The organism is Halomonas sp. QHL1, from assembly GCF_001882345.1.
GTDB lineage: Bacteria > Pseudomonadota > Gammaproteobacteria > Pseudomonadales > Halomonadaceae > Vreelandella.
In genome coordinates this window covers 3,886,654-3,911,256 of sequence record NZ_MINL01000001.1, presented here as the reverse complement: position 1 = coordinate 3,911,256, position 24,603 = coordinate 3,886,654, and the positions used below count along the sequence as shown (strand labels likewise).

Sequence of the window (24,603 nt, the reverse complement as noted above, 5' to 3'; positions counted from 1 at the left end):
CCAGGACACAAATGCCGGTCTAGTCTTCCAGGTTTTTGGCCACCATACGGACCAGGAAGATCGCCACGATATTGGCGAGAATGATCGCGATCACCCCACCGGCGGAGGCAGTGCCCACGTCGAAATCAAGTAGCGCACGAATGTAAATCAGGTAAGCCAGATTGGTGGTCGCCAAGCCTGGGCCACCGGAGGTGGTGACAAAAATCTCGGCAAAAATGGTCAGCAGGAAGATCATCTCGATCATGATGACTACGCTGATGGCACGCTTTAGATGCGGCAGAGTGATAAAGAAGAAAATCGCCACCGGTCCTGCCCCATCCATACGTGCCGCTTCCACCTGATCTTCATCCAGCGACTGCATTGCGGTAAGCAGAATCAACAGCGCAAACGGTAGCCACTGCCACGCCACGATGATCACAATCGAGGTCAGCGGCAGCGAGGAGAACCAGTCGACGGCGGGCAGGCCGATAGACTCAGACAGCCACGCCAGCACCCCATTGGAGGGATGCATCATCATATTTTTCCACACCAGAGCACTAACGGTGGGCATCACAAAAAAGGGCGAGATCGCCAACACACGGGCGATCCCGCGACCTGCAAACTCCTGTTGGAACAGCACCGCCAGCAGGGTGCCGCCTACCACGGTAATCGCCAACACCCAACCTACCAGCAGCAGCGTGTTGCCCATGGCGGCCCAAAGGGCTGGGTCGGTGAGAAGATATTCATAGTTTTCCAACCCGGCAAAGCCGGTCATGCCAGGCATTAGCAGGTTGTAATACTGAAAGGAGAACCACAGCGTCATGCCTAGCGGCACAATCATCCATAGCAGCAGTAGCGTCACGGCCGGCGCTTGGAGCGACAGCGTTCTCAGCCCACCGACTGTACGGCCGGAAGCACGTGTTTTATTCATGGGAATACCTGCAGAAACAGTGTGGGTGCAATGCCTGCCTAGCTAGTCAAGGCAGGCATTGCGGCCATCAATCTAGATAACCAGCCCGCTGCATGGTGCGTTCGGTGGCACGCTGAGCACTTTCTAACGCCTGCTCCACCGTGGTGTCACCGGTTAGCGCTGCGGCAATGGTTTGGCCTACCTGGGTACCGATCGACTGAAACTCTGGAATGCCGACGAACTGCACACCCACGTAGGGGTTGGGTTCCAGGGTAGAGTCGGTTGGGTCGGCGTCCTGAATAGCCTTTAGCACGAAGTCAGCAAAGGGGGCTGCTTCGGTGTACTGCTCATTGGCGTAGGTCGACTCACGTGTACCTGGCGGCACGCTGGTCCAGCCTTGGGTTTCACCGACCAGTTCAATGTACTCTTGTGAGGTCGCCCAGGTAATAAACTCGCGTGCCGCTTCCTGGTTCTCTGAAGAGGCTGGGATAGCTAGCGCCCAGGACCACAACCAGTGTGAGCCTTTAGGTGTTTCTGCCACCGGTGCCGGAGCAAAGCCTAAGCTGTCCGCAACATCGGACTCATTGCCGTCATACAGCTTGCCCGCTGCCGACGTGGCATCCACCCACATAGCGCAGTTGCCGCGTGAGAACAGCGCCAGGTTTTCGTTAAAGCCGTTGGAGCTTGCGCCTGGGGGACCGTAGTCATTGAGCAAATCGACATAGAACTGGATAGCGCTAACCCACTCCTCAGAGTTGAGTTCAGGGTTCCACTCTTCGTCAAACCAGCGGCCACCGTAGGTGTTCACCAGGGTGGAGACAAAGGCCATGTTTTCGCCCCAGCCTGGTTTACCGCGCAGACAGATACCGGCCAGCCCCTCTTCGCTGCCGTGCAACTCGCCCGCCCACTCACGCACTTCTTCCCAGGTGGGCTGATCGCTCATTTCAATACCCGCCTTCTCAAACAGATCCTGGCGGTAGTACATCATCGAGCTTTCGGCATAAAACGGCAGCGCGTGAAGCGTGCCATCCAGGCTCAAGCCATCGCGTACCGAGGTCAGCAGATCGTCTTCGTTGTAGGCATCGGGCAGACTATCCAGGGGAGACAGCCAGCCGCGCTCTGCCCAAATAGGTACTTCGTAAGTACCGATGGTCATCACGTCGAATTGGCCGCCACCAGTAGCAATATCGGTGGTCATGCGCTGACGTAGCACGTTCTCCTCAAGCACCACCCAGTCCAGGGTGATATCGGGGTGAGCTTCTTCAAATGCCTCGGTGAGGCTCTGCATAATCACCATATCGTTGTTGTTAACCGTGGCCACGGTAATTTCGGTTTGCGCCTGGGCGTGGCCCGACATGGCAATGGCGGCCGCTAGCGTGGTAACAGGCAAGTGACGTGCGAGTCGCATAAAGTGCTCCTATGGGCTGGTATTGGCATTGTTGTCGCCTTGATCTTATTGATCATCTATCGAACAAATGATCGTACGTAAGCCAAAAAAAAGCAAAGCTGATTGGCTTAGACTTTACGCTAACTTATTACCCCTAATGCATATTGCAGTGCACCCACTTAGGTTTTAAAGACCTAGAGCGGCTTTAATGCCCTAGAGTGCTTCGACGATCTGCCGAGCAGCCACTTCGTCGGTAACCAAGCCTTTTAGCCAGCCGCCGCGCAGCGCGGCGTGAATTGCCGGGGCCTTCTCGTGGCCTCCCGCGATTGCCACCATATGGTGCTTACCAAAGCGCTCCAGCGGAAGACTGGTGACCCGCCGGGTAATCGAGCAGTCGATCACCTCGCCGTCCCGATTCAGCGGCCAGCCGAGCAACTCCCCTACCGCTTTCAGGCCCAGCAATTCATTCAGCTCGCTTTCACTAATGAAATGGTCTTGAAACAGCGTGGCCTGACGGTCGATGCGCCCAATGCCAATAAACGCCGCTTCTGACTCCCGGGCCACATCGGCAATCGCCTTAAAAAGACGCTGCGCGAGCATCGCCTCTTTTTCAGCTAGCGATTCAGCAACCACCGGCGCAGGCAGTAAGAAGCGCTCGCCGCCCGTTTTATCCGCCATTACCATCACCGCGTCATAACGGTTGGCCGAACCATCCCGGGCGACATTGCCGACCAGCGATACAAAGCGATGTTGGGGCCGCTCAAGCCGGCTAAGTGCTTCTACCGCTGCACGCACCGAACGCCCGGTGCCTAACGACAGTGTCAACGGTTCGCTGCGCTCAACCAACTGTGCAATACGCTCGGCGGCAGCGATTGCCAGGTAGGAAGCAGCGCTGTCAGCGGCGTGATTATCGGCAGGTACCACTTCACAGTAGGTCAAGCCAAAGTGATCACGCAGCGTGCTGCCCAGCGCCATACAGTTAGAGATAGGATGATCTATATGCACTTTGACCAGCCCTTCCTGGCGGGCCAACGCCAATAAGCGCTGCACGCCTGGCCGTGAAACACCCAACTGGCTAGCGATATCATCCTGGGTCATTCCACCGACGTAAGACATCCAGGCGGCTCTGGCTGCCTGATCCAGCTTTACCTCAAATTTATCCATAGGGTGGCTCACATAAAAGACGTAGGTGACATTCATAAAAGTATCATCATACAAAGCCAAGCCCGCGACCAGTAGTCGCCTATCCGCTAACATAGCCAGAGTTCAGCGTTTCTCAATGGATAGATTGCTTGGAGACACAGCATGTATAAACTCGCTTTTTTTGTCCCCATAGAAGATGCCGAAAGCGTCAAGCAGGCGGTGTTTGAAGCCGGTGCTGGCCGGATGGGGGCATACGAAAATGTCTGTTTTCAAACCCGTGGTACGGGGCAGTTTTGCCCAACGGAAGGCGCCCACCCGCATATCGGCTCAGTGGGCAGCTTGGAAAAAGTCGAAGAGTTCAAAGTCGAGCTGCTGTGCGATGAAGCGCATATTCACGGCGCCATCGCGGCCTTGAAACTTGCCCACCCCTACGAAGAAGTCGCTTATGATGTATGGCAGTTGGCCGATCTGTAAGTGGTTTTTTCGTCGGGGTGTTAATGACTCATGCGCTGCCAAAATAGCGCTCGCGGTCTTCTGGAGTCACCATGCTGATATGCAGCGGAAATTCATTGCGGGGGCGGTCGGCGTAAAAGTGTTTGAGCGTGCGCTCAATGGTCATGAAGGCAAGCTCATCCCAAGGGATTTCATGCTCTTCAAACAGCGCGACTTCCAGGCTTTCCGGCCCGGCGCTAAAGCCACCGACTAGCTCGGCACGGAAAATCATATACACCTGATTGATATGCGGCAGGTCAATCAGGGTGTAGAGGTTGGCCAGCTCGACTTCGGCACAGGCCTCTTCACGGGTCTCTCTGGAAGCTGCCTGCTGGGTTGATTCAGCGTTTTCCATATAGCCAGCGGGCAGCGTCCAGTAGCCTTTGCGCGGTGAAATCGCCCGTTTACAGAGCAGCACTTTACTACCGCTAACGGGCAGCGTACCGGCCACAATGCGCGGATTTTGATAGTGAATTGTGCCGCAGGCATCACACAGGTAGCGCGGGCGGTCATCGCCTTCCGGGACGGCAAAACGTACTTTATCACCACACTGGCTGCAAAAGTTCATCGCGTATTCTCAACGGCTAGTGAATAGAAGCCTCGACGCGCTTGACGTCAACGACCGCTGCTGGGTAAAAGAGAACAAAGTAACTGGATGCCCCATGTTAGAGAAACTGCGTAAACAGCTGCAACAATTGTCTCCTCAACGCTTGGATCACATCGTGATGCCCGAAGCTGCCGTGCTGTTGCCGATCGTCGAACGCCCAGCGCCTACCTTGCTGTTTACCCGCAGGGCCAGCCATTTGAGCACCCATAGCGGCCAGGTAGCATTCCCAGGCGGCAAGCGCGAGCCCTTTGATAGCGATCTTTACGCCACTGCACTGCGCGAGGCAGAAGAGGAGATTGCCCTCGACCCCGCTCTGGTGCAACCCCTGGGGCGGCTGTCGGACGTTATTTCGCTGCACGGTATACGCGTTACCCCCTGGGTCGGCATTATTCCGCCGGATTTACCGTTGATTGCCGACCCCGGCGAGCTGGACGCGATTTTTGAAGTGCCGCTGAGTCACTTTTTAGATGATCACCGCACCCATACCGACGTGATTACCGTGGATGGCGTTGCCCACTACGTGCCCAGCTATCATGTGGACGGCCATGTGATTTGGGGATTATCTGCCATGATGCTGGTGGAATTGCTGGCCGAAGGCTTCGGTATGCCGATTGATTTATATCAGCGCCCCCAGGGGCCGCTGCGCCACTATCCAGAACGGAAAAGCCGACTCTCTAAACCCTTCACGGCCGCTACCGGCGAAGCGCCATCGAGATCCAACCAATGACACCCAGTGTTGCTACGTCGTCACCTGCGCTTCAGCCCGCGACGCAGGTCGCTCTTGTGGATGCGCTGGTTGAACAGGGCTGGTATGTGGGCCGCGGGGTTATTGACCTGGAGCTATGCGACGCGCTGAATAATGAGCTTCTACACCGGGCGGCCTATAACGGACTGGATGAAGCAGGGATTGGCCGCGGCCAACAGCACCTGCTGCGCAAAGATATCCGCGGAGACGCTATTCACTGGCTTGATCGGGAAAGCGCTGCCCAACGGCGTTACTTAGACGCCATGAGCGAGCTGCAGCAGGCGCTTAACCACGCGCTGTTTTTGGGCTTATTTGAGTACGAAGCCCACTTTGCCCACTACCCACCGGGCGCTTTTTACCAACGTCATCTGGATAGCTTTCGCGGTCGTGCCAACCGAGTCATCTCAACCGTTGGCTACCTGACACCCGACTGGCCCAGCGACGGTGGCGGCGAAATGGTGATTTACCACCCGGACGACCCCAGCCAAGAGGTCGCCCGGGTGGTACCCGAGGCGGGCACCTTCGCCTGCTTCTTATCTGAAACCATTCCCCATGAAGTGCTGCCTACGCGCTGCTCACGTACCAGCATTGCGGGTTGGTTTAGGCGCAATGCATCACTGGGTGGGGTGTTGGATCCAGCACGCTAGCGCTGCACCATCATTTAGCTAATCGGCACGATCTGGCCATTCGCTTGCTCTAATATTTCACTTACCTGCTCGTAGTTGACGCTGGAGGCGTTACCACCGTCATGCTGTTCAATTAAACCAACAACGTTTAACAGCGTTTCCATACCAAATGCTTGCTCATCTGTCGCTGTGAAGGCTTGTATGTAACTCTCTTTCCCTTGACCCCAGCCTACCTTGATCGGCGAATCGATAATATTGACCTGGGTGCCTACCGGCACCCGCCAAAAGACCGACTCGATATCTTCCGGGTGCATGCGGATACAGCCTCGGCTAGCCCGCATACCAATACCATCGGGCTGGTTGGTGCCATGGATCAGGTAACCGGGAATATCCAGCAAAATAGCGTATTGACCTAAGGGATTGTCGGCGCCGGGGGGAACCACCGCCGGGGCCGGGTCACCCCGCTCGGCGGCTTCACGACGAATCGACTCAGGTGGGTACCAGGCCGGGTTTTCAAGCCGCATGGTGGTTTCGGTAATTCCCAGCGGGGTGTTATACGCATCCCGCCCGATACCAATAGGGTATGTTTCTACCCGCGGCGTCTCGCCCTCGTCTACCTCTGGGTAGTAGTAAAGGCGCAGCTCCGCTACGTTGATTACAATGCCGCTACGCGCCTCATCGGGAAGAATATACTGCCCGGGGATCGTCACCTCGGTTCCTTCTCCCGGTACCCAGAGGCTGGTATCCGGGTTGGCCATACGAATTTCTTCGTAGCCCACGTTGTGCGCCCGGGCAATATCCAGCAGCGTATCCTCTGCGGTCGCCGTGACGGTATACACCTGGCCCACCATATTGCCCTCTTCAGGCAGCAGAAAATGGCCTTTGGGCAGCTCGCTGCTATCGGCCACAGCACTTGAGGCTAATAGCCAAGCGCCTAGCGCAACGCTGCTGACGCAGAACTGCTTAAAATACTGCAAAGGGTGGGATGTCATGATCAGGGATTCTCCTTTTTATGCGATCTCACTTTTATCAAACCGGGGATAAAAAGCGAGTCATTTGGAGACGAATATGAACACTGGGCGGGGGCGGGTCAACTCGACAGACTGTCGCACTAGGACCCGGGCCTAGGCCAATGGGAGCGAAACAAAAGCGATCGTGTTACCTAAAAGTTTCTATTGAATAGTTGTATTTTTGTACACAGCGACTAACCTGATAGTTGTCTTAGCGCAGTGAAGCGCAAGATAGCGTCAATTATCCTGATGCATTAAATCGCCGGGATAATTAACACATCTAGGAATAATAGTATCGGTGTAGCTATCGCTTATTTTAAACGAAGCCAAAACCGACGCTATTGATTTATTCGGGTTGTTACGCGGAGTCGTTAAGCCCAATAAAATCGCAAGGAGCAAGCAAAATGAAAAATATCAAACCCGCTATTCTAGGCACTCTCATGGTTCCGGCTTTTATGTTTGCCGCTGGCACAGTAAATGCCGAAGAGAATACCACTACCATGGAAGCGACCTACCTGACTGAAACGCCAGCAGGCACTTTCCATGCTGATGCCTTAACCGGCAATCGAGTCAAAAGCAGCGTCGAAGATGACGAAGATATCGGCACCATCACTGACCTGGTGATCGATGAAGATGGTCAAATTAACGCTGTCGTCGTTGGCGTTGGTGGTTTCCTCGGTATGGGCGAGAAAAACGTGGCCATCGAATGGGATTCACTTGAGCTGACAAAAGACGAAGAAGGCGAAGATTACGTCATCACCGTTAATGCGTCAGAAGATGCGCTTGAAGCAGCTGAAGAGTATAGCCGCGACGAAGACAAAGACGAATAAGCACTAGCTAGTTATTAAAAGCCTTGGCAACTGCCAAGGCTTTTTTAATGCTAGCCATTTAAAAAACGAACAAACATTTAAAAAACTCTAATCAATTTAAAAAAGCAAAATGGCTCGCGCACACTGTCTATACGCGAGCCATCCATGTTAAGAAAACCACCTGCTTATAAGCAAAGCATAGCCTAAATAAAAATTAGGCTTTAAGTTTAGCCGTCATGCTAATATCAGCATTAAGGACTTTGGAAACGGGGCAATTGGCTTTAGCCGTTTCCGCTGCTTCCTGGAAAGCGGCCTCATCAGCGCCACTGATGTCAGCAACAACGTCGAGGTGAATTTTCGAGATATCAAACCCGGCGTCGCTTTGGGAAAGAGTCACTTTGGCGCTGGTCTCAATAGAGTCAGCGGTATAGCCCTTCTCACCCAAAATCATTGATAGCGCCATTGAGAAACAGCTGGCGTGTGCCGCGCCAATCAGCTCTTCGGGGTTGGTACCTTTTTCATCTTCAAAGCGCTTGCTGAAGGAGTACTTGGCATCTAAAACGCCACTTTCGGTTGAAACGGTGCCTTTACCATCCTTAAGACCACCTTCCCAACGTGCGCTAGCTTTACGATCCATGAACAACTCCTTGTGTGTGCCAAAATACATAGACATGTTGTCAGTCAGGGCCTAACGGCGGTCGCCGCTCGACCACCTAACCAGCGTAGCTGATTTTCTCCTGTTCTGCCGACCTCGTGTCTCAATCGCTTCCATCCCTCTCTATTCCGCCTTAAGCTAGTTAGCTACCTAACTGCATTACTTCTTTGACGTTAAGGACTCGCCATGTCGTCGGCTGATGCGCTGCGCCTGATACTGCTCTCTTCACTGTGGGGTCTGTCGTTTATCTTTATGCGCGTGGCCGCCCCCGAATTTGGGGCAGTGCCGTTGGTTCTGGTGCGCATGGGCATTGGCGCGCTGCTATTGATGCCACTGCTGATCAGCCTGCACTATCTGCGGCTCATTTGGCAGCACAAGGGCCCGCTGCTGTTTTTAGGCGTGGTCAATCACGTACTGCCATTTTCACTACTGGCGCTCGCCACCACGCGCCTTGAAGCGGGCTTTACCTCATTGATTAATGCCACCACGCCAATTTTCACTGCGCTGATTGGCGCACTGTTCTTCGCTACCGCAATACAGCGTCAGCAGTACTTAGGCCTTGCCCTGGCACTGCTAGGTGTTTACGTGCTCTCTGCGGATCGGCTCGATTTTGCTCTGGGCGGCGACGGCTGGTTCATTTTGGCCGTTCTAGGCGCAACGTTTTGCTACGGCATTGCAGGCAACTACTCCAAAACGCGCCTTGGCCACCTACCAACTCGTGTACTGGCCGCAGGCAGCAGCGCCATGTCGGCGCTGGTGCTGCTGATTCCCGGCATACTGCTATGGCCAAGCGACCCTGTCAGCCCACTGGCATGGGGTAACGCTCTGGCCTTGGCAGCGCTAAGCACCACGCTGGCTTTCCTGCTCTACTTTGGCTTACTCGCCAGCGCGGGCGCCACTGCCACCTCAACGGTCACGTTCCTGGTGCCGGTGAGCGCGCTGATATGGGGCTATCTGCTGCTGGGTGAAACGCTCAATCTTCAGATTATCGCTGGCATGGTGATTACCTTGATCGGCACGGCGATCGCCACCAAACTGCTGCGCATTAAGCGTCGCGAGTCGCCGCCGCCAGTCTATCCCCCACACGAATAACGCTGCCTGAACCTTCGAGCAGCGTGGCGTTTTGGCCAAAGTGCGCGCCTTTGAGGCTGGGTTGCGTATTGAGTTCAATCAAGGTTTTTAGCGGTTCCGCTGGGGCAGGCACCGCCGCCGTATGCTGATCGATAGTGGTGATTTTGCAGCGCTTGCAGGGTTTACGCAGCGCTATTTGAAAGGCGCCACCTTGCTCAGTCAGCGTTGCCCAGCGGTCTTCCGCCCACGCCTCCTCGCTCTCTACAACGATATTGGGTCGAAAGCGGTTCATAGGAACGGGGGCGTGACCGCCCGCCACTAGCGCTTGGTTTAGAGCGTCTAGTGACCCCGTAGTGGCAATCAAAAAAGGGTATCCGTCGGAAAAGTAAGTATGCGCCGCCCCGCCATCCAGGAAATCCTCTTCAACGGCACGGGTAAACTCGGTGGCAAAACGCACCATGCTAAGCCCCTGGGCCTGCTCGCCTAAGGCTGCGTCCAGCCAGCGCGATACCTCTTCGCTCTCCGGCAGAGCCTTGCAGTGATCATTCCACACACTGACCAGGCGCAGATTCCCCTCTGGCTCGGCCAGCGGTACGCTCAACGGCTCGACGTTGGAATGCGACAGCACCAAGTGTTCATCGGTTAACGCGACCTCAACGGTGGCAAGCGCCGGGAGTTGGCGCTGGGTCACAAAACGCTGCTGGGCATCCACCAGCATCCAGCGGCGATCCCAGGCTAGCCCGTGTTCTTGCAGCTCGCTGTGAGTCACGCTGATGCCTTTCAGCGATTTAACAGGATAGATGTTGAGTTGAGTGATCTGCACGGCGGCCTCGCGACGAGTGAAAACTCTACTTTAGCCACTCACTGTCTTGGCGGCTACTCGAAAACGAACCCTACAGCGTCATGCCTGTTTCGATACGATAACCCAAATCCACCACTTTTTGGGTCAGCGGCTCACCGCGAAGCCGCGCTAATAGCTCCCCCGCTGCCGCTTCACCGATGGCCTGACGCGGGGTGACCACGCTGGCTAGGCGTGGCGTCATTACATGGCCTACATCGTGGCCGTGGAAGCCCGCCAGCGCCATCTGCCTGGGCACATCAATGCCCTGCCGCTGGCACTCGAAATAGGCCCCGACCGCGACGTCATCGTTGGTACAGAACAGACCATCCGCCGCGGGGTAATCAGCGATCACCTGTTGCAGCAGCGCCGCCCCCACGCTGTAAGAGGAGCGCTGGGTGCTTTGTAAGGTAACGGGCTTTAAGCCGTGCTCTTCCATGGCGCGGCGGTAGCCCAGTTCACGCTGGCGAGTACGCTCATCCAGGCGTACCGCCAGATATATCACCTGGCGTCGACCCCGTAGAATCATCTCGCTGACCATGTCGTAGGCGGCTTGGACGTTGTCGTAGCCCACCGCCTGCTGTAGCGGAGGGCGGTGGGTATCCATGATTTCCACAATCGGGATACCGGCGGTTTCCAGCATCCGCAGGCTGCGCGAAGTATGGTCACGATCCGACAGAATGATGCCGTCGACGTTATAGGAGAGCAAAGATGCCAGGCTGCGCTCTTCAAGCTCGGGGCTATAGCCATAGTGGGAAAGCATCAGGTGATAGCCCGCTGGTTCCGTCAGCGTTTCGATACCAAGGATGACATCGGCGAATACCTGGTTGGTAAGCGATGGCACCAGTACCCCGATGGAGTGACTGGTCGATCTGGAGAGCAGATCCGGCGCACGGTTGGGAATATAACCAATCTGTTCGGCAATCGAGAAGATGCGTTCGCGCAGGCCTTCCGAGACCGTTTCAGGGTCGCGCAGGCAGCGGCTTACCGTCATTTTGGTAGCCCCGACGTGGTCGGCAATATCCTGCAGGGTGGGGCGTTTATTCTTCAAAAAGTCACTGCCTTATCCAAGGTGTAAGCATTGAGGCCTTCCCTAAAGCGGGCCTCAATGCTCATTCTTCCTTTAGCTTACTTCCTTTAAATGGACGAGCGGCTGGGCGTCGGTAGCGTGGCAGCAAATTGCGTAACGATCGCTTGGGGCGATAAGGCAATCGAGGCATTGAAGGCCTCCTCTTCGCTGGGCGGTTCCAGGTCGGCCAGTTGACTGGCCAACATGGTATCGCCTTTGAAGAAGTGCCCGGCCCGGGTTTCAAGCCTTTCAAGCAGCAGCTCCCGGCTGCCCTCTAAATAGAGGATCTGCAGCGCTGGGTCGCCTTGCCGAAGCCGATCTCGGTAGCGCTTTTTCAACCCCGAGCAGGCAATCACCAGCGATTCACCCTTTGCTCGATACTCGGCAAACAATGCCGCCAAGGTATCCAACCACTCACTCCGGTCATCATCGTTGAGCGGCTTGCCGCTAGCCATTTTGGCCACGTTGGCGGGCGAGTGGTAGTCATCGCCATCAATAAACGTCGCCCCCAGGGTGAGCGCCAACTGGCGACCAATGTGCGACTTCCCCGAGCCGGATACGCCCATCACCAAAATACGATGCGAGTGGGTCTTCACAGCGGCTCTCCTATTCATTACCAAAAACCTTAATTGCCGCGCACGGCGGTAAGATCAGGCAGCCAAGTCACGATGTCAGGGAACGCAATCAGAATTACTAGTACGACTAAGAGCGCCGCATAGTAAGGCAGCATAGCTTTGACCAACGACTCCATGGAGACTTTACCTACACCACAGCCTACATAGAGGCAGGTGCCCACTGGCGGGGTTAAGAGCCCGATGCCCAATACAAACGCCATTAGTACGCCGAAGTAAGCCGCATCAACGCCCACCGAGGTGACAATAGGAGCCAGCATAGGCGCCATAATCACCATCGCCGGCGTTAAGTCCATCACAAAACCCACCAGCAGCAGCAAGAAGGCCACAATCAACAGCAGCATAAACGGGTCTTGAGTAATCGCCTGCACTTGGCTGACCAGGGTTTGCGGCACCATATTGATGGTCAGGAACCAAGCGATCACCGTCGCAAATGCGAGCAGCATCATCACCATACCGGTCAGACGGGCAGTGCGAATCAGCATGCCTACAAGCTCTTTAAGCTTGAATTCGCGGTAGACCACCAGTGAAATAGCCAGCGCATAGAGCAGTGCCGCCACGGCCGCTTCGGTGGCCGTAAATACGCCGCCAATAATACCGCCAATCACAATGACCGGAAGCACTAGCGCCAGCCAAGCATCTTTAAAGGCTTTCCAGAGACGATCCCAACGGAACTGCTGCACGCCGCCGCCATCCTTTTTGGCAAGAATATAGGTGGTCACCATGAGCGCAAAGCCAATTAAAAGGCCTGGGATAATACCGGCGATAAACAGGCGGCTAATCGAGGTTTCGGTAACGATGCCGTAGAGAATCAGCGGAATCGAGGGTGGAATAATGATCCCAATCACCGAAGATACCGTATTAATCGCGGTGGCATTGGCAGCCGTATAACCCTGCTCTTTCATCGAAGGAATCATCATCGCACCGGTGGCAGCCGTATCGGCAACGGCTGACCCGCTGATACCGCCAAAGAACATTGAGCCGGTAATCGCTACCTGACCCAGCCCACCGCGCATAAAGCCTACCAAGGCACCTGCCAGTTCCATCAAGCGGCGGGCAATGCCGCCATTGCTCATCACCTCACCGACTAAAATAAAGAACGGGATCGCCAGCAGCGGAAAGCTGTTCACCCCGCGGATGGACTGCTCAATCATGATCGACAGCGGAATATCTGAGAGTACCGCCATCACCAGCGCTGCAACGCCGAGGCCAAAGGCAATGGGCAGCCCAATAACGATGGAGGCCAATAAAATAGCCAGAAAAATCCATAGCATAATTAGCGCTCCCGCTCAGGGTGACGAATAACGGTAAAACTAACCCACATCCGCCAAGTTGAAACCACCGCAATAAAGATGACGCAAAGTACCAGCGAAAGGCTGATGAAACTCAGCGGCACGTCCAGAATTGCCGAACGCCCACTAGAGCGCGCCAGCACTTGATAGCCGCCCCAAATCATCACCACCATCAGGCTGGTAATAATCAGGTGCTGCAGAAGATACAACATATGCGCCACGCGCAGCGGCAGTCGCCGCACCAGTGCGTCAACGGCGATATGCTCGTAGCGGGAAAACGCTGCGGCAGCACCAATAAATACCAGCCATACAAACAGCATACGCGCTAGTTCATCCGCCCAGGGCAACGAATAATTGAACAGCGCACGCCCCACCACGTTGCAGGAAACGGACATAATCAACGCTACTAAAATAGCGCCGATCAGATACTCCATGCCCAAGGTAAGCCAGCGAAAAAGCGCTGGGCCCTGGCGAGTATCGGTATCGATTTCCAGCAACTTGCGATTGGGGTCATCCAGATACACCGTTGGATCTTCAATCGGAGTGGGGGTATTAGGGGGTGTAGAGGAGAGTGACATAGGAGCTCCAGGGGCACTGACACGTCGGGCAGGCTCAATGGCCTGCCCGAGTAGTGCGCTAAACGTAAGGTTTAGTTGCTGCTCTCTTCAACAATCTTTTGAATATCGGCGATCAGATCTTCACCAATGCGCGGCGCCCACTCTTCATAAACCGGCTGAACGGCATCTTGGAAAGCGCCTAATTGCTCGTCGTCCAGACGAGTAATTTCCATACCACGCTCGGCTAACTGATCCCGCGACCAATCATCGTATTCAGCAGAGAGCTGAATTTCGTACTCCGCGGACTGACGCGCGGCTTCCTGCACCAGCTCTTGATACTCAGGCGCCATACCATCCCAGGTGCGCTCGGAAAGCATCATGATAAAAGGAGTATAGACGTGCCGGGTTTCGGTGCCGTAATCCTGCACTTCGTTAAAGTTAGAGGTCAGGATGGTGCTCCAGGGATTTTCCTGGCCATCAACAACGCCCTGCTCCATCGCGGAGAACAACTCACCAAAGGCCATCGGCGTTGGGTTGGCGCCTAAGGCTTCCCAAATCGCCAAGTGCACCGGGTTTTCCATGGTACGTACACTTAAACCACGCACATCAAGTCCGGCAACATCGTCCGGGCTAGCCACCGGGCGAGCGCTGTTAGAGAGCTGACGATAACCGTTCTCTGAGAAGGCGAGTGCTTTCAGACCGGTGCCTTCAAAGGCATCTAGCATACCTTGAGCCACATCGCTCTCCATAACAGCTACGGCAGCTTCACGGCTAGGCAGCAGGAACGGCAGATCAAAGGCAGCCAGCTCTTCAACGTAACCGGTAGTGGCTGAGCTAGACGGATAGGTCATATCCAGCGTGCCAGTTTGTAACATTTCCAGCATCTGCACGTCGTCACCCAACTGGCTGTTAGGGAAAACGCTAACCGTAATGCGACCGTCGGTGCGCTGCTCCAGAATCTCACCAAAGTATTGGCTGGATAGGTACTGCGGAGAGCTTTCCGCAAGGCCGATGCCCATGCGTAAAGTATGCGAACCATGATCGCCGAGTACCTCACCTTCGATCTCAGGTGGATCAGATAGCTCGGGGCTCTGGGCATGGGCCATACCAAACGTCAGGGTGGTCGCGCCGACTAAGGTGAGTGTGTTGCGCCAAATAGCGGTCATAGCGTTATCTCCGAATACTCGTTGTTGTTTATTGCTGAGTCGTTGATGGTTAATTCAATGACCGGCAACTTGTTACCGGTAACATTCAGTAAGCGAAGGCTAGCTATCTGCCCTGTGCGTGTCAAAACAAAACTGCCAACTTACGACCAACGTCTAGCTCTAGTCACTGGCGTGTCATCACGCTACATTAGCCTACGTATTTCGGATCGGAACCCATGCTTGTGCAACCATCTTGTAGCGAATTAGAGCTCGATCATCAGCTTTGCTTTGCGCTCTATTCAACTTCGTTGATGATGACCAAAGTTTATAAACCCCTGCTCAAGAAGCTGGGACTTACTTACCCGCAATACCTTGCCATGCTGGTGTTGTGGCAAAACGATGGCATCACAGTGGGCACAATGAGTAAGCGCCTACTAACCGATCCTGGCTCGCTTACGCCGCTGCTTAAACGCCTTGAAGCCGACCAACTGCTGAACCGTAAACGCAGTCATGAAGACGAGCGCGTGGTAGAGCTTTATCTTACTGACAAAGGCAAAGCGTTGCGTGAACAGGCGCACGATATTCCCAGCTGTGTGGTGCATGCCAGCGAGCAGTCGGTTGAGGCACTGACCACACTGAAAGAGGACTTGGTGCGGCTACGCGATAGCCTGCAAAAGAACCAGTAGCCCTTCACTTTCTGGCCCAGGCATGAGGATTTATTTGCCACTTATCTTGCGCGCAAAATAAAGCTGCGCTAAGTTAATGCCACAGGTTCAACATTAATAACGCAGACAGGAGATACAAAATGACGACCACTATCGAAAACGTTGTTTATCGTGCCCACGCCACTGCAACCGGCGGCCGTGAAGGCCAGGCCAAGTCATCCGACGGCGCTTTGGATGTTAAATTAAGCACGCCCAAAGAGCTGGGCGGCGCAGGCGGTGATGGCACTAATCCCGAGCAGCTTTTTGCCGCTGGCTACTCGGCCTGCTTCTTAGGTGCGCTGAAGCACGTGGCGAGCCAGGAAAAAGTAAAGCTTCCCCAGGATACGAAAATTGATGGTCATGTAGGTATCGGCGCCATTCCTACCGGTTTTGGCATCGAAGTCGAGCTAAAAATCAGTTTACCCGGCCTTGAGCAAGACGTAGCCCAGCAGTTGGTTGATAAAGCCCATGTGGTCTGCCCCTACTCCAACGCCACCCGTGGCAATATTAATGTCACCCTGACGTTGGTATAAGCCGCTAGGCTAGCGCCCACGCCACCGCTCTCTGGGCATGCAGAGCGGTGGTGTCATAAAGAGGTACCGTGGTATCACGCTGGCCCACCAGCATGGCGATTTCAGTACAGCCTAAAATCACCGCCTGGGCGCCTTGGGCATGCAGAGAATCAATGATTGCCAAGTAGCGCTGCCGCGATGCATCTTCTACACGGCCTTGGCAAAGCTCATCGAAGATCACCCGATGAATAGTTTCGCGTTCAGACTGATCGGGCACCACGACCTCAATACCGAACTGTTGTTCTAAGCGGCCGATATAAAAGTCCTGCTCCATGGTAAAGCGCGTACCCAATAGGCCGACGCGGGTGATACCGTCGGCGATGAGCTGCTCAGCCGTCGCATCGGCAATATGCAGCAGCGGAATGGTAATCGCCTGTTCAATAGCGGGCGCTACTTTATGCATGGTGTTGGTGGCAATCAGCAGACAGTCGGCGCCCGCTCGCTCGACGCTTTGGGCAGCGTCGGCCAGCAGTTCGCCAGCGGTCTGCCAATCGCCCTGCTGCTGTAATGCTTCAATTTCGGCAAAATCGACGCTAACTATCACGATCTTAGCCGAATGAAAGCCACCTAGCGCCGCTTTTACGCCCTCGTTTAGGGCTCGGTAGTAGCCTTGGGTCGACTCCCAGCTCATACCGCCTAGCACACCAATCACACGCATCCGCCACCTCAATTTAGGAAAATGGACTACTTTATTAACAGGCTAATCACTAGCTAAATCTAGTAGCCACTTTGTCACCGATAAAATATTTATAGCGAGGAAACGAATGAGCGACAACACCTATACTCCCCCGAGCGTTTGGAAATGGGAACCTGGCAACGGCGGTAAATTTGCCAATATTAATCGCCCAATTGCTGGCCCTACTCATGACAAGGCTCTGCCGGTGGGCAAACACCCTCTTCAGCTTTACTCCCTGGCCACACCCAATGGCGTCAAAGTCACCGTGATGCTTGAAGAGTTGCTGGAGAAAGGCATAACAGGCGCCGAATACGACGCTTGCCTGATTCAAATTGGCGAAGGCGATCAGTTCAGCAGCGGCTTTGTCGAGGTGAACCCCAACTCCAAAATTCCCGCACTGATGGATCACTCGACCAATCCACCCCAGCGGGTGTTTGAGTCGGGGGCAATTCTGCTCTATCTGGCAGAGAAATTTGGCGCATTTTTGCCCAGCGACCCGGCGAAACGCACCGAGTGCCTCTCCTGGCTGTTTTGGCAAATGGGCAGCGCACCGATGTTAGGCGGTGGCTTTGGCCACTTTTACGCCTACGCACCGGAAAAGTATCAGTACCCGATTGACCGCTACACCATGGAAGTAAAGCGCCAACTTGATGTACTTGACCGCCACTTGGCGGAAAACCGCTTTATGGCGGGCGATGAGTACACCATTGCCGATATGGCGATTCACCCCTGGTACGGCGCGCTGGTGAAAAACCGCGTTTACGAAGCGGCCGAATTCTTGGAAGCCCACACTTACAAGAACGTTCTACGCTGGACTGAAGAGATTGATGAACGCCCTGCTGTTAAACGCGGCCGCATGATCAACCGCACCTGGGGCGAACCCAACGAGCAGTTGCACGAACGTCATGACGCCAGCGACTTTGAGCTTCGCACACAAGATAAACTGACTGACGGCGAGTAAGTAAGCGCCAAAAAAAGGGCCTACGCTTGATCTCTCAACGTAGGCCCTAATGCTTTCTATAGGCGCTTCATCAATATTTAAAACTGGTAGCGCACGTTAGCAATGCTTCAATACAGCCCACGAACACCCTCTAAGCTGGATTGACGGCTCTCCGCCTGCCGTTTGACGACACTTAACGAACCATCGGTTTCTAACACCACCGCTTCTACCGCGGTCACGTCACTAAGCCCACTACTGCGAATGGCCGAAAGGACTTCGTCTCGGGTTACCCGTGCGTGTCGCAGCGACGTTAACAGAAACTCCCCCTGATAGAGCAGCATCAGCGGCTCGCCAGTGACTAACCGACGAACCCACCGAAATCGCACGCTTGTCCAGGTAATCACAAACTGAAGTGAAATCAGTAATGCTAACGCGACCGCCCCATCCACCAAGGTGACATCTTTAGATAGCAGTACAGTGGCCAGCGTGGAACCCAGCGCTACCGTCACGATTAAGTCGAAGGCATTCATTTTCGAAAGCGTACGATTGCCTGACAAGCGCAGGAAGAGAACGAGTGTGGCGTATGCCAGTACCCCAATAATCACAATGCGTAATAAGCTGCCCCAGCTATTGAAAAAAACCAGTTCCATTGACCCTTTCTCCTAGACGCCGAGCGGTATGTGAACATCACACCCCTCTATGTAGGCTAGCAGCCCTGAGTCTGTTGTATACGCTAGGAGAGCATTGAGTGCTGGCGCTCCCACCACTCGGCATAGGAACTGTTGTGGGGCGCAAGGCCGCCTTCATCGGGGGCATCATCATCCCACCAGACGGGGCCACGCTCTCCGAGTGCTTCTTTAGCGCTCTGCACTGCGTCACGGGCTTGGCGAATCGCATCTTCATCGTCTTGCTGTTGGGCTGTTCTAACCGCCCGACGGGCTTTCATCAATGCTTTGATATGGGTGCGCTTTTCATCTTCACCTAAGCGCGGGTCAGTGCAGCGCCAAAGCCGATTTTTGGCAACAAAGTAGCGCCCATCAGGGGTGTGGGGGTATTTATTAGCCATAATTGAGCACCTACGGGGAGCTATGTAACTGGCGAATGACCTTACAGGGATTCCCTGCCGCAAATACAGCTGCGGGAATATCCTTGGTAACGACACTGCCAGCACCAATCACACTGCGCTCACCCACCGTAATACCAGGATTAATAATCACGCTACCGCCAATCCAGCAGTCATTGCCAATAGTGATCGGATGACCAGCCTCTAAACCGCTGCGGCGCTGGTGTGCATCCAATGGATGAGTGGCGGTGTACAGTTGGACGTTAGGACCAAACAAGACATTATTGCCGATAGTTACCCAGGCAACATCGAGCACCACACAGTTAAAATTGAAGAAAACGTTATTACCTAATGCGATGTGCTCACCATAATCACAGTAGAAGGGTGGCTCAATCCATAACTTGCTGCCCGCATTAGGTAACAGCTGCTGCAATAGCGCAGTACGTTCAGCGCAAGCGTCATCACGGGTAGCGTTAAGTGCTTGCATGGTCAGCCGCGCCTTTCGGCGCAGCGTTAGTAACGCCTCATCCTGGGCGTTGTTCCACTCCCCCGCTAGCATTTTTTCACGCTCAGTCATGATTGAGCCTTTTTTGTAACCGTGACTAAAAACGCTTAGATAGCGTAATGGCCCCAAACTTGTCCTGCTCTTCCTGACCATCGAATTCACGCGAGCGCTGAACGACCGCGTAGGTAACCTGCCAATCTTCCCAGGCCAGCGCTAGCCCAGCAGAGACGTCGCCCACCCACTCTTTGCGATCAACCGAGTGGCTATTTCTGAACGTGTTGCCATCAAGCGTCAGGTTCTGCGCCATATAGTAACCGTCTACGCTTGCAAACAGGTACCACTGCCAGCCCTCTTTACCGGTCATGTGGTGGCGGCTACCGGGGTTTGGCGTCAGCGTAGGGATGCCAGGTGATTCATCGCCCCAGCGTACGCTATACCCGGCGCTTGCGTAGGTGTAGAGATTACCCAAGGCGGCGCCAACGCTAGGGCCATGGGCAAACTGCTTGCCAATAAACGGGGAGCTATGCCACCACTGGCGCCGCATGGCGACGTTGACAATGGCTTCATCGCCAAGCTGGTTGTTCCAACCACTAGGGCGCTCGCTTTCGGTGATGCGGTGTACTTCGCGCTGGATGCTATCGGCAAGTGACGAGGGCCCTACTAAACCAATATCCAGGTGCAGATCCGTCGCTTGGCGCCAGTTACCCATGGGCACATCTTCGTAAAGTGACATACCGCCGTAAACAATCCCTGCGTAGGGGCGATCATCTTCAACCAGCTCACGCTGCTCAATATTGTTTGGCGTATAAATCTGATGCACTAGCCGGAAAGCTGCCAGATCAGCGTTGCTAATGATGCTATCAGGCAAAGCAGTGGCCAAACGCTGTGTCCAGCTTTGCGCTTCAGGCTCATAGGCCCAATTAAGTTCGAAACCACTGGTAAAGTGGCCATCATCACTACTGGCCATGCCATCATTGGCGTGCTTAATCGAGAGGACGCTATCGTCGGCTTGCGCCAGCGTTGACGCCAAGCTAATAGCGGCTACCAGCGGCAACCATCGTAAGGGGAGATTTCCTTTCATTACTCGTTCCTTGAGATTTTCCTAGGGAGTGTTTTTGAGAGTGCTTTTGAAGAACGCCAACAAACATTGTTGATTGTATGTAATTGTGCAAAAAGATAGCAAGCATATCTTTTACTGTCTTCTACAGAAAAGAGCTAAGTCACTAAAAATTAATGGGTGGCCCGTAGGCCACCCATTATGCTGTTGATTGCTTAGGTTTATAGCGTAGTAGACTAGACGAAAACTTGAAGGCTACTGGTCGAGATCTATCACTCTCTATCGCGTAGCAGCCACTGCGGAGTAATCTCATGCTGGCCATTCTCATCGGTAATAAACAGCGATCCTTCGCTGATCATTACCGCCCAGTTAATCGCCCTTGGCAGGTCTTTAGCGATAGTCGCTAGGGCCTCTTGTGGCAGCCCTGCCACGTGCACATTTTTCAGCGATGCCACGCTGGGCAGTACTTTGCTCTCCCATAGATCTACCCGACCATAAGCTAGCAGCGATACGCGCTCGGCTCGCCGGGAACACCAGGTGATGCGCTCGGCATCGGGCAAACCCACTTCGATCCAGTGCAGTAAGCGCCCGTCTAGGCTTTTCTCCCACAGCGCCGGCTCGTCTACGTCGGAAAGCCCACGCCCGAAGGCCAGCGTCTCGTTGTACCACAGCACATAGGCAAGCAAGCGCGCGGTCATGCGCTCTTCGGTCTCTGACGGATGGCGAGCCACGGTAAAGCGCAGCGTTTCATACACCCCGCGATCCAGATCGGTCAGATTGATATCAACTTTGTAGGGCGTTGCGCTAAGAGCCATGGAAGTTTCCAAACGAAATTTGCGTCAGTGTACCCGATGCAGGGTGTTCTTGGTGAATAGCCTGACAGGTTAACCTTTGCGGTGATCGGCTGTTACTTTGCCATTTTTCAGCGTATCGGCCTCGTGCATGGACTCGCGCCACGGCTCTTCTAGCGCGGCTTGATACCATGCTTGCATGGCAGGCAGCGCTAGCAAGTGGTCACTATAAGCGCGAGAGGCGTCACTGAAGGGTAAGTTAAACGTCTGCGCGCGAAACGCCACCGGGGCATAAAACGCATCTACTGCGGTGAAATGTTTACCTGCCAAGAAAGGCCCGCCAAAGCGCTCAAGCCCCTGCTGCCATAGCGCATCCAAGCGAGCCACATCGGCCTCGAGCTTGGCCGATAAACTATTCAATTCCACCCGCATACCGCAGTTCATCGAACACTCGTCACGCAGGGCGCTAAAGCCGCTGTGCATTTCGGCAGTAGCTGAACGTGCCCAGGCGCGGGCGGCCTTATCACTCGGCCAAACATTAGCATGCTGCTCGGCCAGATACTCGACAATCGCCAGGGAGTCCCACACTGCCAGCTCGCCTTCGTCCGTTACATCCACCAAACAGGGCACCAGGCCTGAAGGCGAAAAGCGGGTAAAGGTGGCATGACTCGCGCCAGTGCCCCCTTCAAAGGGCATCAGGTGTTCGTTAAACGGGATCTCCAGCGCTTTCATCAGCACCCAAGGGCGCAGCGACCAAGAAGAGTAATTCTTGTTGGCAATGTAGAGATCAAACATGCAGCGCTCCTTATGTGGGAAATTGAATTAGCCGGTGTAAGTAGACACCCCTAACGTGCCGCCTGAGCCAGCGTATTACCGCCTAGTCCCATTAATACGCCGCCCCCAATGCGCTGAATGAGTCGGGAGGAGCCATGGGATTTTTGTAACCACTCACGCAACGGGCTGGCCAGCAGCACTACCACGACATCCGCAGATGAGAACAGCGCATTGGTGGCGATACCTAGCCAGAGCAATTGCCATGCTACGGGCATAGCGCTCTCGGGTTGCACAAATTGAGGCAGAAACGCGACAAAGAAAAGCGCGGTTTTAGGGTTGAGCACTTCCACCAGAAAGCTGTCCCGCAGCACGCGTTTAGTGGTTGCCAGCGGCACCTCATCGCCATGGGCACGAATGCCCTGCTGCCATAGCCGCAGTCCCATCCAAAGCAGGTAAAGCCCGCCAATGATTTTCATGGCGATATAAGCAGGCGGAATGGCCGCAAACAGCAGCGCCAGGCCAAGCGCCGCTGCGATAACGTGGACGTAGCCGCCCATATGCACGCCTATGACCGCTAACCATCCTGCTCGTCGGCCGCGACCCAGGGTTTGCGCTGCGGTATACAGCATCGCAGGCCCAGGTAGATAGGCAAAACCCAACGCGGCGAGGATAAACGCGGCCCATTGCATCGTGACAACTCCAAAGGGATTAGTAGTATGAAGCCTTGAGAATAAAACGGGGGTGACGCAAGCGCCACCCCCTAAATAAGTAAAACTGGAACGAATAAAGGCTTAGAAGTTCGGTTTACGCTTCTCGACAAATGCCGCCATACCCTCTTTCTGCTCGTCACCGGCAAAGCAGAAGGCAAACAGACTGGTTTCCAGCGCCAGAGCGCTGTCCAGGTCTTGATCCATCCCGTCGTGAACCGCCTGTTTAGCACCGCGCACTGACTGCGGGCCGTTGCCTTTGAGTTGCTTGGTGAGCTCTTCAACGTAGCTCTCCAGTTCCGCTTGCGGCATTACCCGGTTCACCAGACCGATACGCAGCGCCTCTTGGGCGTCGATTTTGCGCCCGGTGGTGACAAGATCAATCGCCATCGCAGGGCCAACGCGACGTGGCAGACGTTGTGTACCACCAAAGCCTGGGATGACGCCCAGCAGCACTTCAGGTTGACCAAACACCGCGTTGTCGCTGGCTACGGCCCAGTCGCAGGCCAGCGCCAGTTCGCAGCCGCCGCCAAGGCAAAACCCGTTCACCAGCGCGACCACCGGCACGGGGAGTGTCTCTAGGCGTTTAATCGTACGCAGCGCTTGGCTGGCGAAGGCCCGTGCTTCTTCGGGTGTTTTTTCTCGCATCTCGGTGATATCAGCACCCGCTACAAAGGACTTCTCGCCCGCACCGGTAATCAGCACGGCGCGTAGGTTCGGGTGAGCTTCCAGATCTACTAAGTGCGCTTCCAGCGCGGCTAGTACATCGCTGTTCAGGGCATTCAACGCTTTAGGACGATTGATGGTGAGACGTACCATCCCATCGTTATCAACCTTCTCAATCACTGCTTCGCTCATGGCGGACTCCTTATTTGATTTATTATTGAATAGTAAAGTGAACACCACCCAACCCTAGCGAACGCTTGGTTGAGTGGCAATAACTTCTTTATGCCGCGCTCTTCGCTTTAGCGCAAGCTAGTCGTAGTGATAGAAACCTCGTCCGCTTTTACGGCCAAGGTAGCCCGCTGCGACCATGCGCTTGAGCAACGGGCAGGGGCGGTATTTAGGATCGCCAAAGCCCTCTTGAAGCACCTGCATAATCGCCAGGCAGACATCCAGCCCGATTAAATCCGCCAGTGCCAGCGGGCCCATAGGGTGAGCCGCGCCCAGTTTTATGGCGTTATCAATCGCTTCGGGGGTCGCGGTGCCCTCCTGAACAATAAACGCCGCTTCGTTGATCATTGGCACCAGCAGGCGATTCACCGCAAAGCCAGGCGCGTCGCCTACCGGCACGGCGGTTTTACCCAACGCTTTAGCGAGGGTTTCAATCTCGGCCACGGTAGCGTCCGAGGTTTGCTCGGCGCGAATCACCTCCACCAGCTTGAGCACCGGCACCGGGTTAAAGAAGTGCATGCCCACTACTCGCTCGGGGTGCTCGCATACGGCCGCCAGGCGGGTAAGTGACAACGATGAGGTGTTGGAGGCTAAGATAGCTGTACTGCTCATTTGGCTAAGATCGCGAAACAGCTTCTCCTTGAGTTCAGGCTGTTCGGGGGCGGCCTCGATAATAATTGCGCAGTCGCTTAGGGCATTGAGTGTGGTAGTGGTAGAGAGACGGCCTAGAGCGGCGCTTTTCTCCGCCTCGCTGATTTTCTCTTTCGCCACCAGCTTTCCCATGCCTTTGTCGATGTTCGTTTTGGCACGGCCAAGCTGCTCTTCGGCCACATCGTAAAGGCACACGTCAAAGCCACTAGCAGCCACTACCTGGGCAATTCCCTGCCCCATAGTGCCAGCCCCTACAACGCCAATTTTTTGATCACTCATGCATGCTCTCCACTATCTATTAT

General features: G+C 54.8%; 30 protein-coding genes. 8 read left to right on the top strand and 22 right to left on the bottom strand.

Annotation, left to right across the window (positions count from 1 at the left end):
- Positions 1 to 19: 19 nt before the first annotated feature.
- From QHL1GM_RS17910 to QHL1GM_RS17900, 3 genes are all read right to left on the bottom strand, one after another.
- Positions 20 to 910, bottom strand: coding sequence for a carbohydrate ABC transporter permease (locus QHL1GM_RS17910; RefSeq protein WP_071695689.1), 891 nt, complete (start codon positions 908 to 910; stop codon positions 20 to 22).
- 67 nt (positions 911 to 977) lie between these two features.
- Positions 978 to 2,297: a sugar ABC transporter substrate-binding protein gene (locus tag QHL1GM_RS17905; protein WP_071695688.1), complete on the bottom strand. Its 1,320-nt coding sequence runs from the start codon at positions 2,295 to 2,297 to the stop codon at positions 978 to 980.
- 192 nt (positions 2,298 to 2,489) lie between these two features.
- Positions 2,490 to 3,440, bottom strand: coding sequence for a sugar-binding transcriptional regulator (locus QHL1GM_RS17900; RefSeq protein WP_071696047.1), 951 nt, complete (start codon positions 3,438 to 3,440; stop codon positions 2,490 to 2,492).
- A gap of 141 nt (positions 3,441 to 3,581) precedes the next feature.
- Here QHL1GM_RS17900 and QHL1GM_RS17895 point away from each other — a divergent pair, with 141 nt between their 5' ends.
- The gene (locus QHL1GM_RS17895) at positions 3,582 to 3,893 is read left to right on the top strand and encodes an NGG1p interacting factor NIF3 (RefSeq protein WP_071695687.1); all 312 of its coding nucleotides are present in this window, start codon (positions 3,582 to 3,584) and stop codon (positions 3,891 to 3,893) included.
- 28 nt (positions 3,894 to 3,921) lie between these two features.
- Here QHL1GM_RS17895 and QHL1GM_RS17890 read toward each other — a convergent pair whose 3' ends face one another.
- Complete coding sequence (locus QHL1GM_RS17890) at positions 3,922 to 4,479, bottom strand: NUDIX hydrolase (RefSeq protein WP_022520502.1); 558 nt, start codon at positions 4,477 to 4,479, stop codon at positions 3,922 to 3,924.
- 94 nt (positions 4,480 to 4,573) lie between these two features.
- Between QHL1GM_RS17890 and QHL1GM_RS17885 the strand changes: the two genes are divergently transcribed.
- On the top strand, positions 4,574 to 5,245 hold the full coding sequence (locus tag QHL1GM_RS17885; RefSeq protein ID WP_175540399.1) for a CoA pyrophosphatase: 672 nt from the start codon (positions 4,574 to 4,576) through the stop codon (positions 5,243 to 5,245).
- Positions 5,242 to 5,910: a 2OG-Fe(II) oxygenase gene (locus QHL1GM_RS17880; protein ID WP_071695685.1), complete on the top strand. Its 669-nt coding sequence runs from the start codon at positions 5,242 to 5,244 to the stop codon at positions 5,908 to 5,910. The genes QHL1GM_RS17885 and QHL1GM_RS17880 overlap by 4 nt, the downstream gene beginning before the upstream one ends.
- Positions 5,911 to 5,924: 14 nt before the next feature.
- On the opposite strand, the gene QHL1GM_RS17875 is transcribed toward QHL1GM_RS17880, so the two are convergent.
- The gene (locus QHL1GM_RS17875) at positions 5,925 to 6,881 is read right to left on the bottom strand and encodes a L,D-transpeptidase family protein (RefSeq protein WP_071695684.1); all 957 of its coding nucleotides are present in this window, start codon (positions 6,879 to 6,881) and stop codon (positions 5,925 to 5,927) included.
- 422 nt (positions 6,882 to 7,303) lie between these two features.
- Here QHL1GM_RS17875 and QHL1GM_RS17870 point away from each other — a divergent pair, with 422 nt between their 5' ends.
- Positions 7,304 to 7,729: a PRC-barrel domain-containing protein gene (locus QHL1GM_RS17870; protein WP_071695683.1), complete on the top strand. Its 426-nt coding sequence runs from the start codon at positions 7,304 to 7,306 to the stop codon at positions 7,727 to 7,729.
- 193 nt (positions 7,730 to 7,922) lie between these two features.
- Here QHL1GM_RS17870 and QHL1GM_RS17865 read toward each other — a convergent pair whose 3' ends face one another.
- Positions 7,923 to 8,345: an OsmC family protein gene (locus QHL1GM_RS17865; protein ID WP_071695682.1), complete on the bottom strand. Its 423-nt coding sequence runs from the start codon at positions 8,343 to 8,345 to the stop codon at positions 7,923 to 7,925.
- 204 nt (positions 8,346 to 8,549) lie between these two features.
- On the opposite strand from QHL1GM_RS17865, the gene QHL1GM_RS17860 reads away from it, so the two are divergent.
- Positions 8,550 to 9,455 carry a DMT family transporter gene (locus QHL1GM_RS17860; RefSeq protein WP_071695681.1) on the top strand — a complete coding sequence of 302 codons (906 nt, stop codon included), beginning with the start codon at positions 8,550 to 8,552 and terminating at the stop codon, positions 9,453 to 9,455.
- Here the strand turns inward: QHL1GM_RS17860 and QHL1GM_RS17855 are convergent.
- From QHL1GM_RS17855 to QHL1GM_RS17830, 6 genes are all read right to left on the bottom strand, one after another.
- Positions 9,409 to 10,257: an MOSC domain-containing protein gene (locus tag QHL1GM_RS17855; protein WP_071695680.1), complete on the bottom strand. Its 849-nt coding sequence runs from the start codon at positions 10,255 to 10,257 to the stop codon at positions 9,409 to 9,411. The two genes, QHL1GM_RS17860 and QHL1GM_RS17855, sit on opposite strands and share 47 nt — an antisense overlap.
- Positions 10,258 to 10,327: 70 nt before the next feature.
- Positions 10,328 to 11,323, bottom strand: a complete 996-nt coding sequence (gene gntR / locus QHL1GM_RS17850) for a gluconate operon transcriptional repressor GntR (RefSeq protein WP_071695679.1) — start codon at positions 11,321 to 11,323, stop codon at positions 10,328 to 10,330.
- An 86-nt stretch (positions 11,324 to 11,409) separates the two neighbouring features.
- Positions 11,410 to 11,937, bottom strand: coding sequence for a gluconokinase (locus QHL1GM_RS17845; RefSeq protein ID WP_071695678.1), 528 nt, complete (start codon positions 11,935 to 11,937; stop codon positions 11,410 to 11,412).
- A 29-nt stretch (positions 11,938 to 11,966) separates the two neighbouring features.
- A complete protein-coding gene (locus QHL1GM_RS17840) occupies positions 11,967 to 13,247 on the bottom strand; it encodes a TRAP transporter large permease (RefSeq protein ID WP_071695677.1) in 1,281 nt (426 codons plus the stop codon).
- A 2-nt stretch (positions 13,248 to 13,249) separates the two neighbouring features.
- Positions 13,250 to 13,843, bottom strand: coding sequence for a TRAP transporter small permease (locus QHL1GM_RS17835; protein ID WP_071695676.1), 594 nt, complete (start codon positions 13,841 to 13,843; stop codon positions 13,250 to 13,252).
- A 71-nt stretch (positions 13,844 to 13,914) separates the two neighbouring features.
- The gene (locus QHL1GM_RS17830; protein ID WP_071695675.1) at positions 13,915 to 14,988 is read right to left on the bottom strand and encodes a TRAP transporter substrate-binding protein; all 1,074 of its coding nucleotides are present in this window, start codon (positions 14,986 to 14,988) and stop codon (positions 13,915 to 13,917) included.
- Between the two features lie 221 nt (positions 14,989 to 15,209).
- Between QHL1GM_RS17830 and QHL1GM_RS17825 the strand changes: the two genes are divergently transcribed.
- Both QHL1GM_RS17825 and QHL1GM_RS17820 read left to right on the top strand, forming a co-directional pair.
- A complete protein-coding gene (locus QHL1GM_RS17825; protein WP_254795331.1) occupies positions 15,210 to 15,653 on the top strand; it encodes a MarR family winged helix-turn-helix transcriptional regulator in 444 nt (147 codons plus the stop codon).
- A gap of 119 nt (positions 15,654 to 15,772) precedes the next feature.
- The gene (locus QHL1GM_RS17820; protein WP_071695673.1) at positions 15,773 to 16,204 is read left to right on the top strand and encodes an organic hydroperoxide resistance protein; all 432 of its coding nucleotides are present in this window, start codon (positions 15,773 to 15,775) and stop codon (positions 16,202 to 16,204) included.
- A gap of 4 nt (positions 16,205 to 16,208) precedes the next feature.
- Here the strand turns inward: QHL1GM_RS17820 and QHL1GM_RS17815 are convergent, their stop codons facing one another.
- Complete coding sequence (locus QHL1GM_RS17815; protein WP_071695672.1) at positions 16,209 to 16,901, bottom strand: aspartate/glutamate racemase family protein; 693 nt, start codon at positions 16,899 to 16,901, stop codon at positions 16,209 to 16,211.
- A gap of 106 nt (positions 16,902 to 17,007) precedes the next feature.
- Here QHL1GM_RS17815 and yghU point away from each other — a divergent pair, with 106 nt between their 5' ends.
- On the top strand, positions 17,008 to 17,880 hold the full coding sequence (gene yghU, locus QHL1GM_RS17810) for a glutathione-dependent disulfide-bond oxidoreductase (RefSeq protein WP_071695671.1): 873 nt from the start codon (positions 17,008 to 17,010) through the stop codon (positions 17,878 to 17,880).
- Between the two features lie 107 nt (positions 17,881 to 17,987).
- Here the strand turns inward: yghU and QHL1GM_RS17805 are convergent, their stop codons facing one another.
- The 9 genes from QHL1GM_RS17805 to QHL1GM_RS17765 form a co-directional block, all read right to left on the bottom strand.
- Positions 17,988 to 18,509, bottom strand: a complete 522-nt coding sequence (locus QHL1GM_RS17805; RefSeq protein ID WP_071695670.1) for a DUF421 domain-containing protein — start codon at positions 18,507 to 18,509, stop codon at positions 17,988 to 17,990.
- An 83-nt stretch (positions 18,510 to 18,592) separates the two neighbouring features.
- Entirely contained in the window at positions 18,593 to 18,925 is a 333-nt protein-coding gene (locus QHL1GM_RS17800) for a hypothetical protein (protein ID WP_071695669.1), read from the bottom strand.
- Positions 18,926 to 18,935: 10 nt separating this feature from the next.
- On the bottom strand, positions 18,936 to 19,499 hold the full coding sequence (locus QHL1GM_RS17795; protein WP_083571055.1) for a sugar O-acetyltransferase: 564 nt from the start codon (positions 19,497 to 19,499) through the stop codon (positions 18,936 to 18,938).
- A gap of 25 nt (positions 19,500 to 19,524) precedes the next feature.
- On the bottom strand, positions 19,525 to 20,508 hold the full coding sequence (locus QHL1GM_RS17790; protein ID WP_071695668.1) for a lipid A deacylase LpxR family protein: 984 nt from the start codon (positions 20,506 to 20,508) through the stop codon (positions 19,525 to 19,527).
- Between the two features lie 248 nt (positions 20,509 to 20,756).
- A complete protein-coding gene (locus QHL1GM_RS17785; protein WP_071695667.1) occupies positions 20,757 to 21,299 on the bottom strand; it encodes a YaeQ family protein in 543 nt (180 codons plus the stop codon).
- 69 nt (positions 21,300 to 21,368) lie between these two features.
- On the bottom strand, positions 21,369 to 22,070 hold the full coding sequence (locus QHL1GM_RS17780; RefSeq protein ID WP_071695666.1) for a glutathione S-transferase family protein: 702 nt from the start codon (positions 22,068 to 22,070) through the stop codon (positions 21,369 to 21,371).
- 50 nt (positions 22,071 to 22,120) lie between these two features.
- On the bottom strand, positions 22,121 to 22,738 hold the full coding sequence (locus QHL1GM_RS17775; RefSeq protein ID WP_071695665.1) for a LysE family translocator: 618 nt from the start codon (positions 22,736 to 22,738) through the stop codon (positions 22,121 to 22,123).
- 102 nt (positions 22,739 to 22,840) lie between these two features.
- On the bottom strand, positions 22,841 to 23,614 hold the full coding sequence (locus QHL1GM_RS17770; RefSeq protein ID WP_071695664.1) for an enoyl-CoA hydratase-related protein: 774 nt from the start codon (positions 23,612 to 23,614) through the stop codon (positions 22,841 to 22,843).
- A gap of 117 nt (positions 23,615 to 23,731) precedes the next feature.
- A complete protein-coding gene (locus QHL1GM_RS17765; protein ID WP_071695663.1) occupies positions 23,732 to 24,580 on the bottom strand; it encodes a 3-hydroxybutyryl-CoA dehydrogenase in 849 nt (282 codons plus the stop codon).
- Between the last annotated feature and the right edge of the window lie 23 nt (positions 24,581 to 24,603).

Excerpts from the sequence above, each read along its gene's own strand:
- QHL1GM_RS17840 (WP_071695677.1), bottom strand. The coding sequence starts at position 13,247 with ATGCTATGGATTTTTCTGGCTATTTTATTGGCCTCCATCGTTATTGGG.
- QHL1GM_RS17880 (WP_071695685.1), top strand. The coding sequence starts at position 5,242 with ATGACACCCAGTGTTGCTACGTCGTCACCTGCGCTTCAGCCCGCGACG.
- QHL1GM_RS17815 (WP_071695672.1), bottom strand. The coding sequence starts at position 16,901 with ATGCGTGTGATTGGTGTGCTAGGCGGTATGAGCTGGGAGTCGACCCAA.
- QHL1GM_RS17890 (WP_022520502.1), bottom strand. The coding sequence starts at position 4,479 with ATGAACTTTTGCAGCCAGTGTGGTGATAAAGTACGTTTTGCCGTCCCG.
- QHL1GM_RS17905 (WP_071695688.1), bottom strand. The coding sequence starts at position 2,297 with ATGCGACTCGCACGTCACTTGCCTGTTACCACGCTAGCGGCCGCCATT.
- QHL1GM_RS17780 (WP_071695666.1), bottom strand. The coding sequence starts at position 22,070 with ATGTTTGATCTCTACATTGCCAACAAGAATTACTCTTCTTGGTCGCTG.
- QHL1GM_RS17895 (WP_071695687.1), top strand. The coding sequence starts at position 3,582 with ATGTATAAACTCGCTTTTTTTGTCCCCATAGAAGATGCCGAAAGCGTC.
- QHL1GM_RS17865 (WP_071695682.1), bottom strand. The coding sequence starts at position 8,345 with ATGGATCGTAAAGCTAGCGCACGTTGGGAAGGTGGTCTTAAGGATGGT.
- QHL1GM_RS17820 (WP_071695673.1), top strand. The coding sequence starts at position 15,773 with ATGACGACCACTATCGAAAACGTTGTTTATCGTGCCCACGCCACTGCA.
- QHL1GM_RS17775 (WP_071695665.1), bottom strand. The coding sequence starts at position 22,738 with ATGCAATGGGCCGCGTTTATCCTCGCCGCGTTGGGTTTTGCCTATCTA.
- QHL1GM_RS17795 (WP_083571055.1), bottom strand. The coding sequence starts at position 19,499 with ATGACTGAGCGTGAAAAAATGCTAGCGGGGGAGTGGAACAACGCCCAG.
- QHL1GM_RS17835 (WP_071695676.1), bottom strand. The coding sequence starts at position 13,843 with ATGTCACTCTCCTCTACACCCCCTAATACCCCCACTCCGATTGAAGAT.
- QHL1GM_RS17885 (WP_175540399.1), top strand. The coding sequence starts at position 4,574 with ATGTTAGAGAAACTGCGTAAACAGCTGCAACAATTGTCTCCTCAACGC.
- QHL1GM_RS17785 (WP_071695667.1), bottom strand. The coding sequence starts at position 21,299 with ATGGCTCTTAGCGCAACGCCCTACAAAGTTGATATCAATCTGACCGAT.
- QHL1GM_RS17910 (WP_071695689.1), bottom strand. The coding sequence starts at position 910 with ATGAATAAAACACGTGCTTCCGGCCGTACAGTCGGTGGGCTGAGAACG.
- QHL1GM_RS17830 (WP_071695675.1), bottom strand. The coding sequence starts at position 14,988 with ATGACCGCTATTTGGCGCAACACACTCACCTTAGTCGGCGCGACCACC.
- QHL1GM_RS17790 (WP_071695668.1), bottom strand. The coding sequence starts at position 20,508 with ATGAAAGGAAATCTCCCCTTACGATGGTTGCCGCTGGTAGCCGCTATT.
- QHL1GM_RS17870 (WP_071695683.1), top strand. The coding sequence starts at position 7,304 with ATGAAAAATATCAAACCCGCTATTCTAGGCACTCTCATGGTTCCGGCT.
- QHL1GM_RS17765 (WP_071695663.1), bottom strand. The coding sequence starts at position 24,580 with ATGAGTGATCAAAAAATTGGCGTTGTAGGGGCTGGCACTATGGGGCAG.
- QHL1GM_RS17770 (WP_071695664.1), bottom strand. The coding sequence starts at position 23,614 with ATGAGCGAAGCAGTGATTGAGAAGGTTGATAACGATGGGATGGTACGT.
- QHL1GM_RS17900 (WP_071696047.1), bottom strand. The coding sequence starts at position 3,440 with ATGGATAAATTTGAGGTAAAGCTGGATCAGGCAGCCAGAGCCGCCTGG.
- QHL1GM_RS17860 (WP_071695681.1), top strand. The coding sequence starts at position 8,550 with ATGTCGTCGGCTGATGCGCTGCGCCTGATACTGCTCTCTTCACTGTGG.
- yghU (WP_071695671.1), top strand. The coding sequence starts at position 17,008 with ATGAGCGACAACACCTATACTCCCCCGAGCGTTTGGAAATGGGAACCT.
- QHL1GM_RS17805 (WP_071695670.1), bottom strand. The coding sequence starts at position 18,509 with ATGGAACTGGTTTTTTTCAATAGCTGGGGCAGCTTATTACGCATTGTG.
- QHL1GM_RS17800 (WP_071695669.1), bottom strand. The coding sequence starts at position 18,925 with ATGGCTAATAAATACCCCCACACCCCTGATGGGCGCTACTTTGTTGCC.
- QHL1GM_RS17875 (WP_071695684.1), bottom strand. The coding sequence starts at position 6,881 with ATGACATCCCACCCTTTGCAGTATTTTAAGCAGTTCTGCGTCAGCAGC.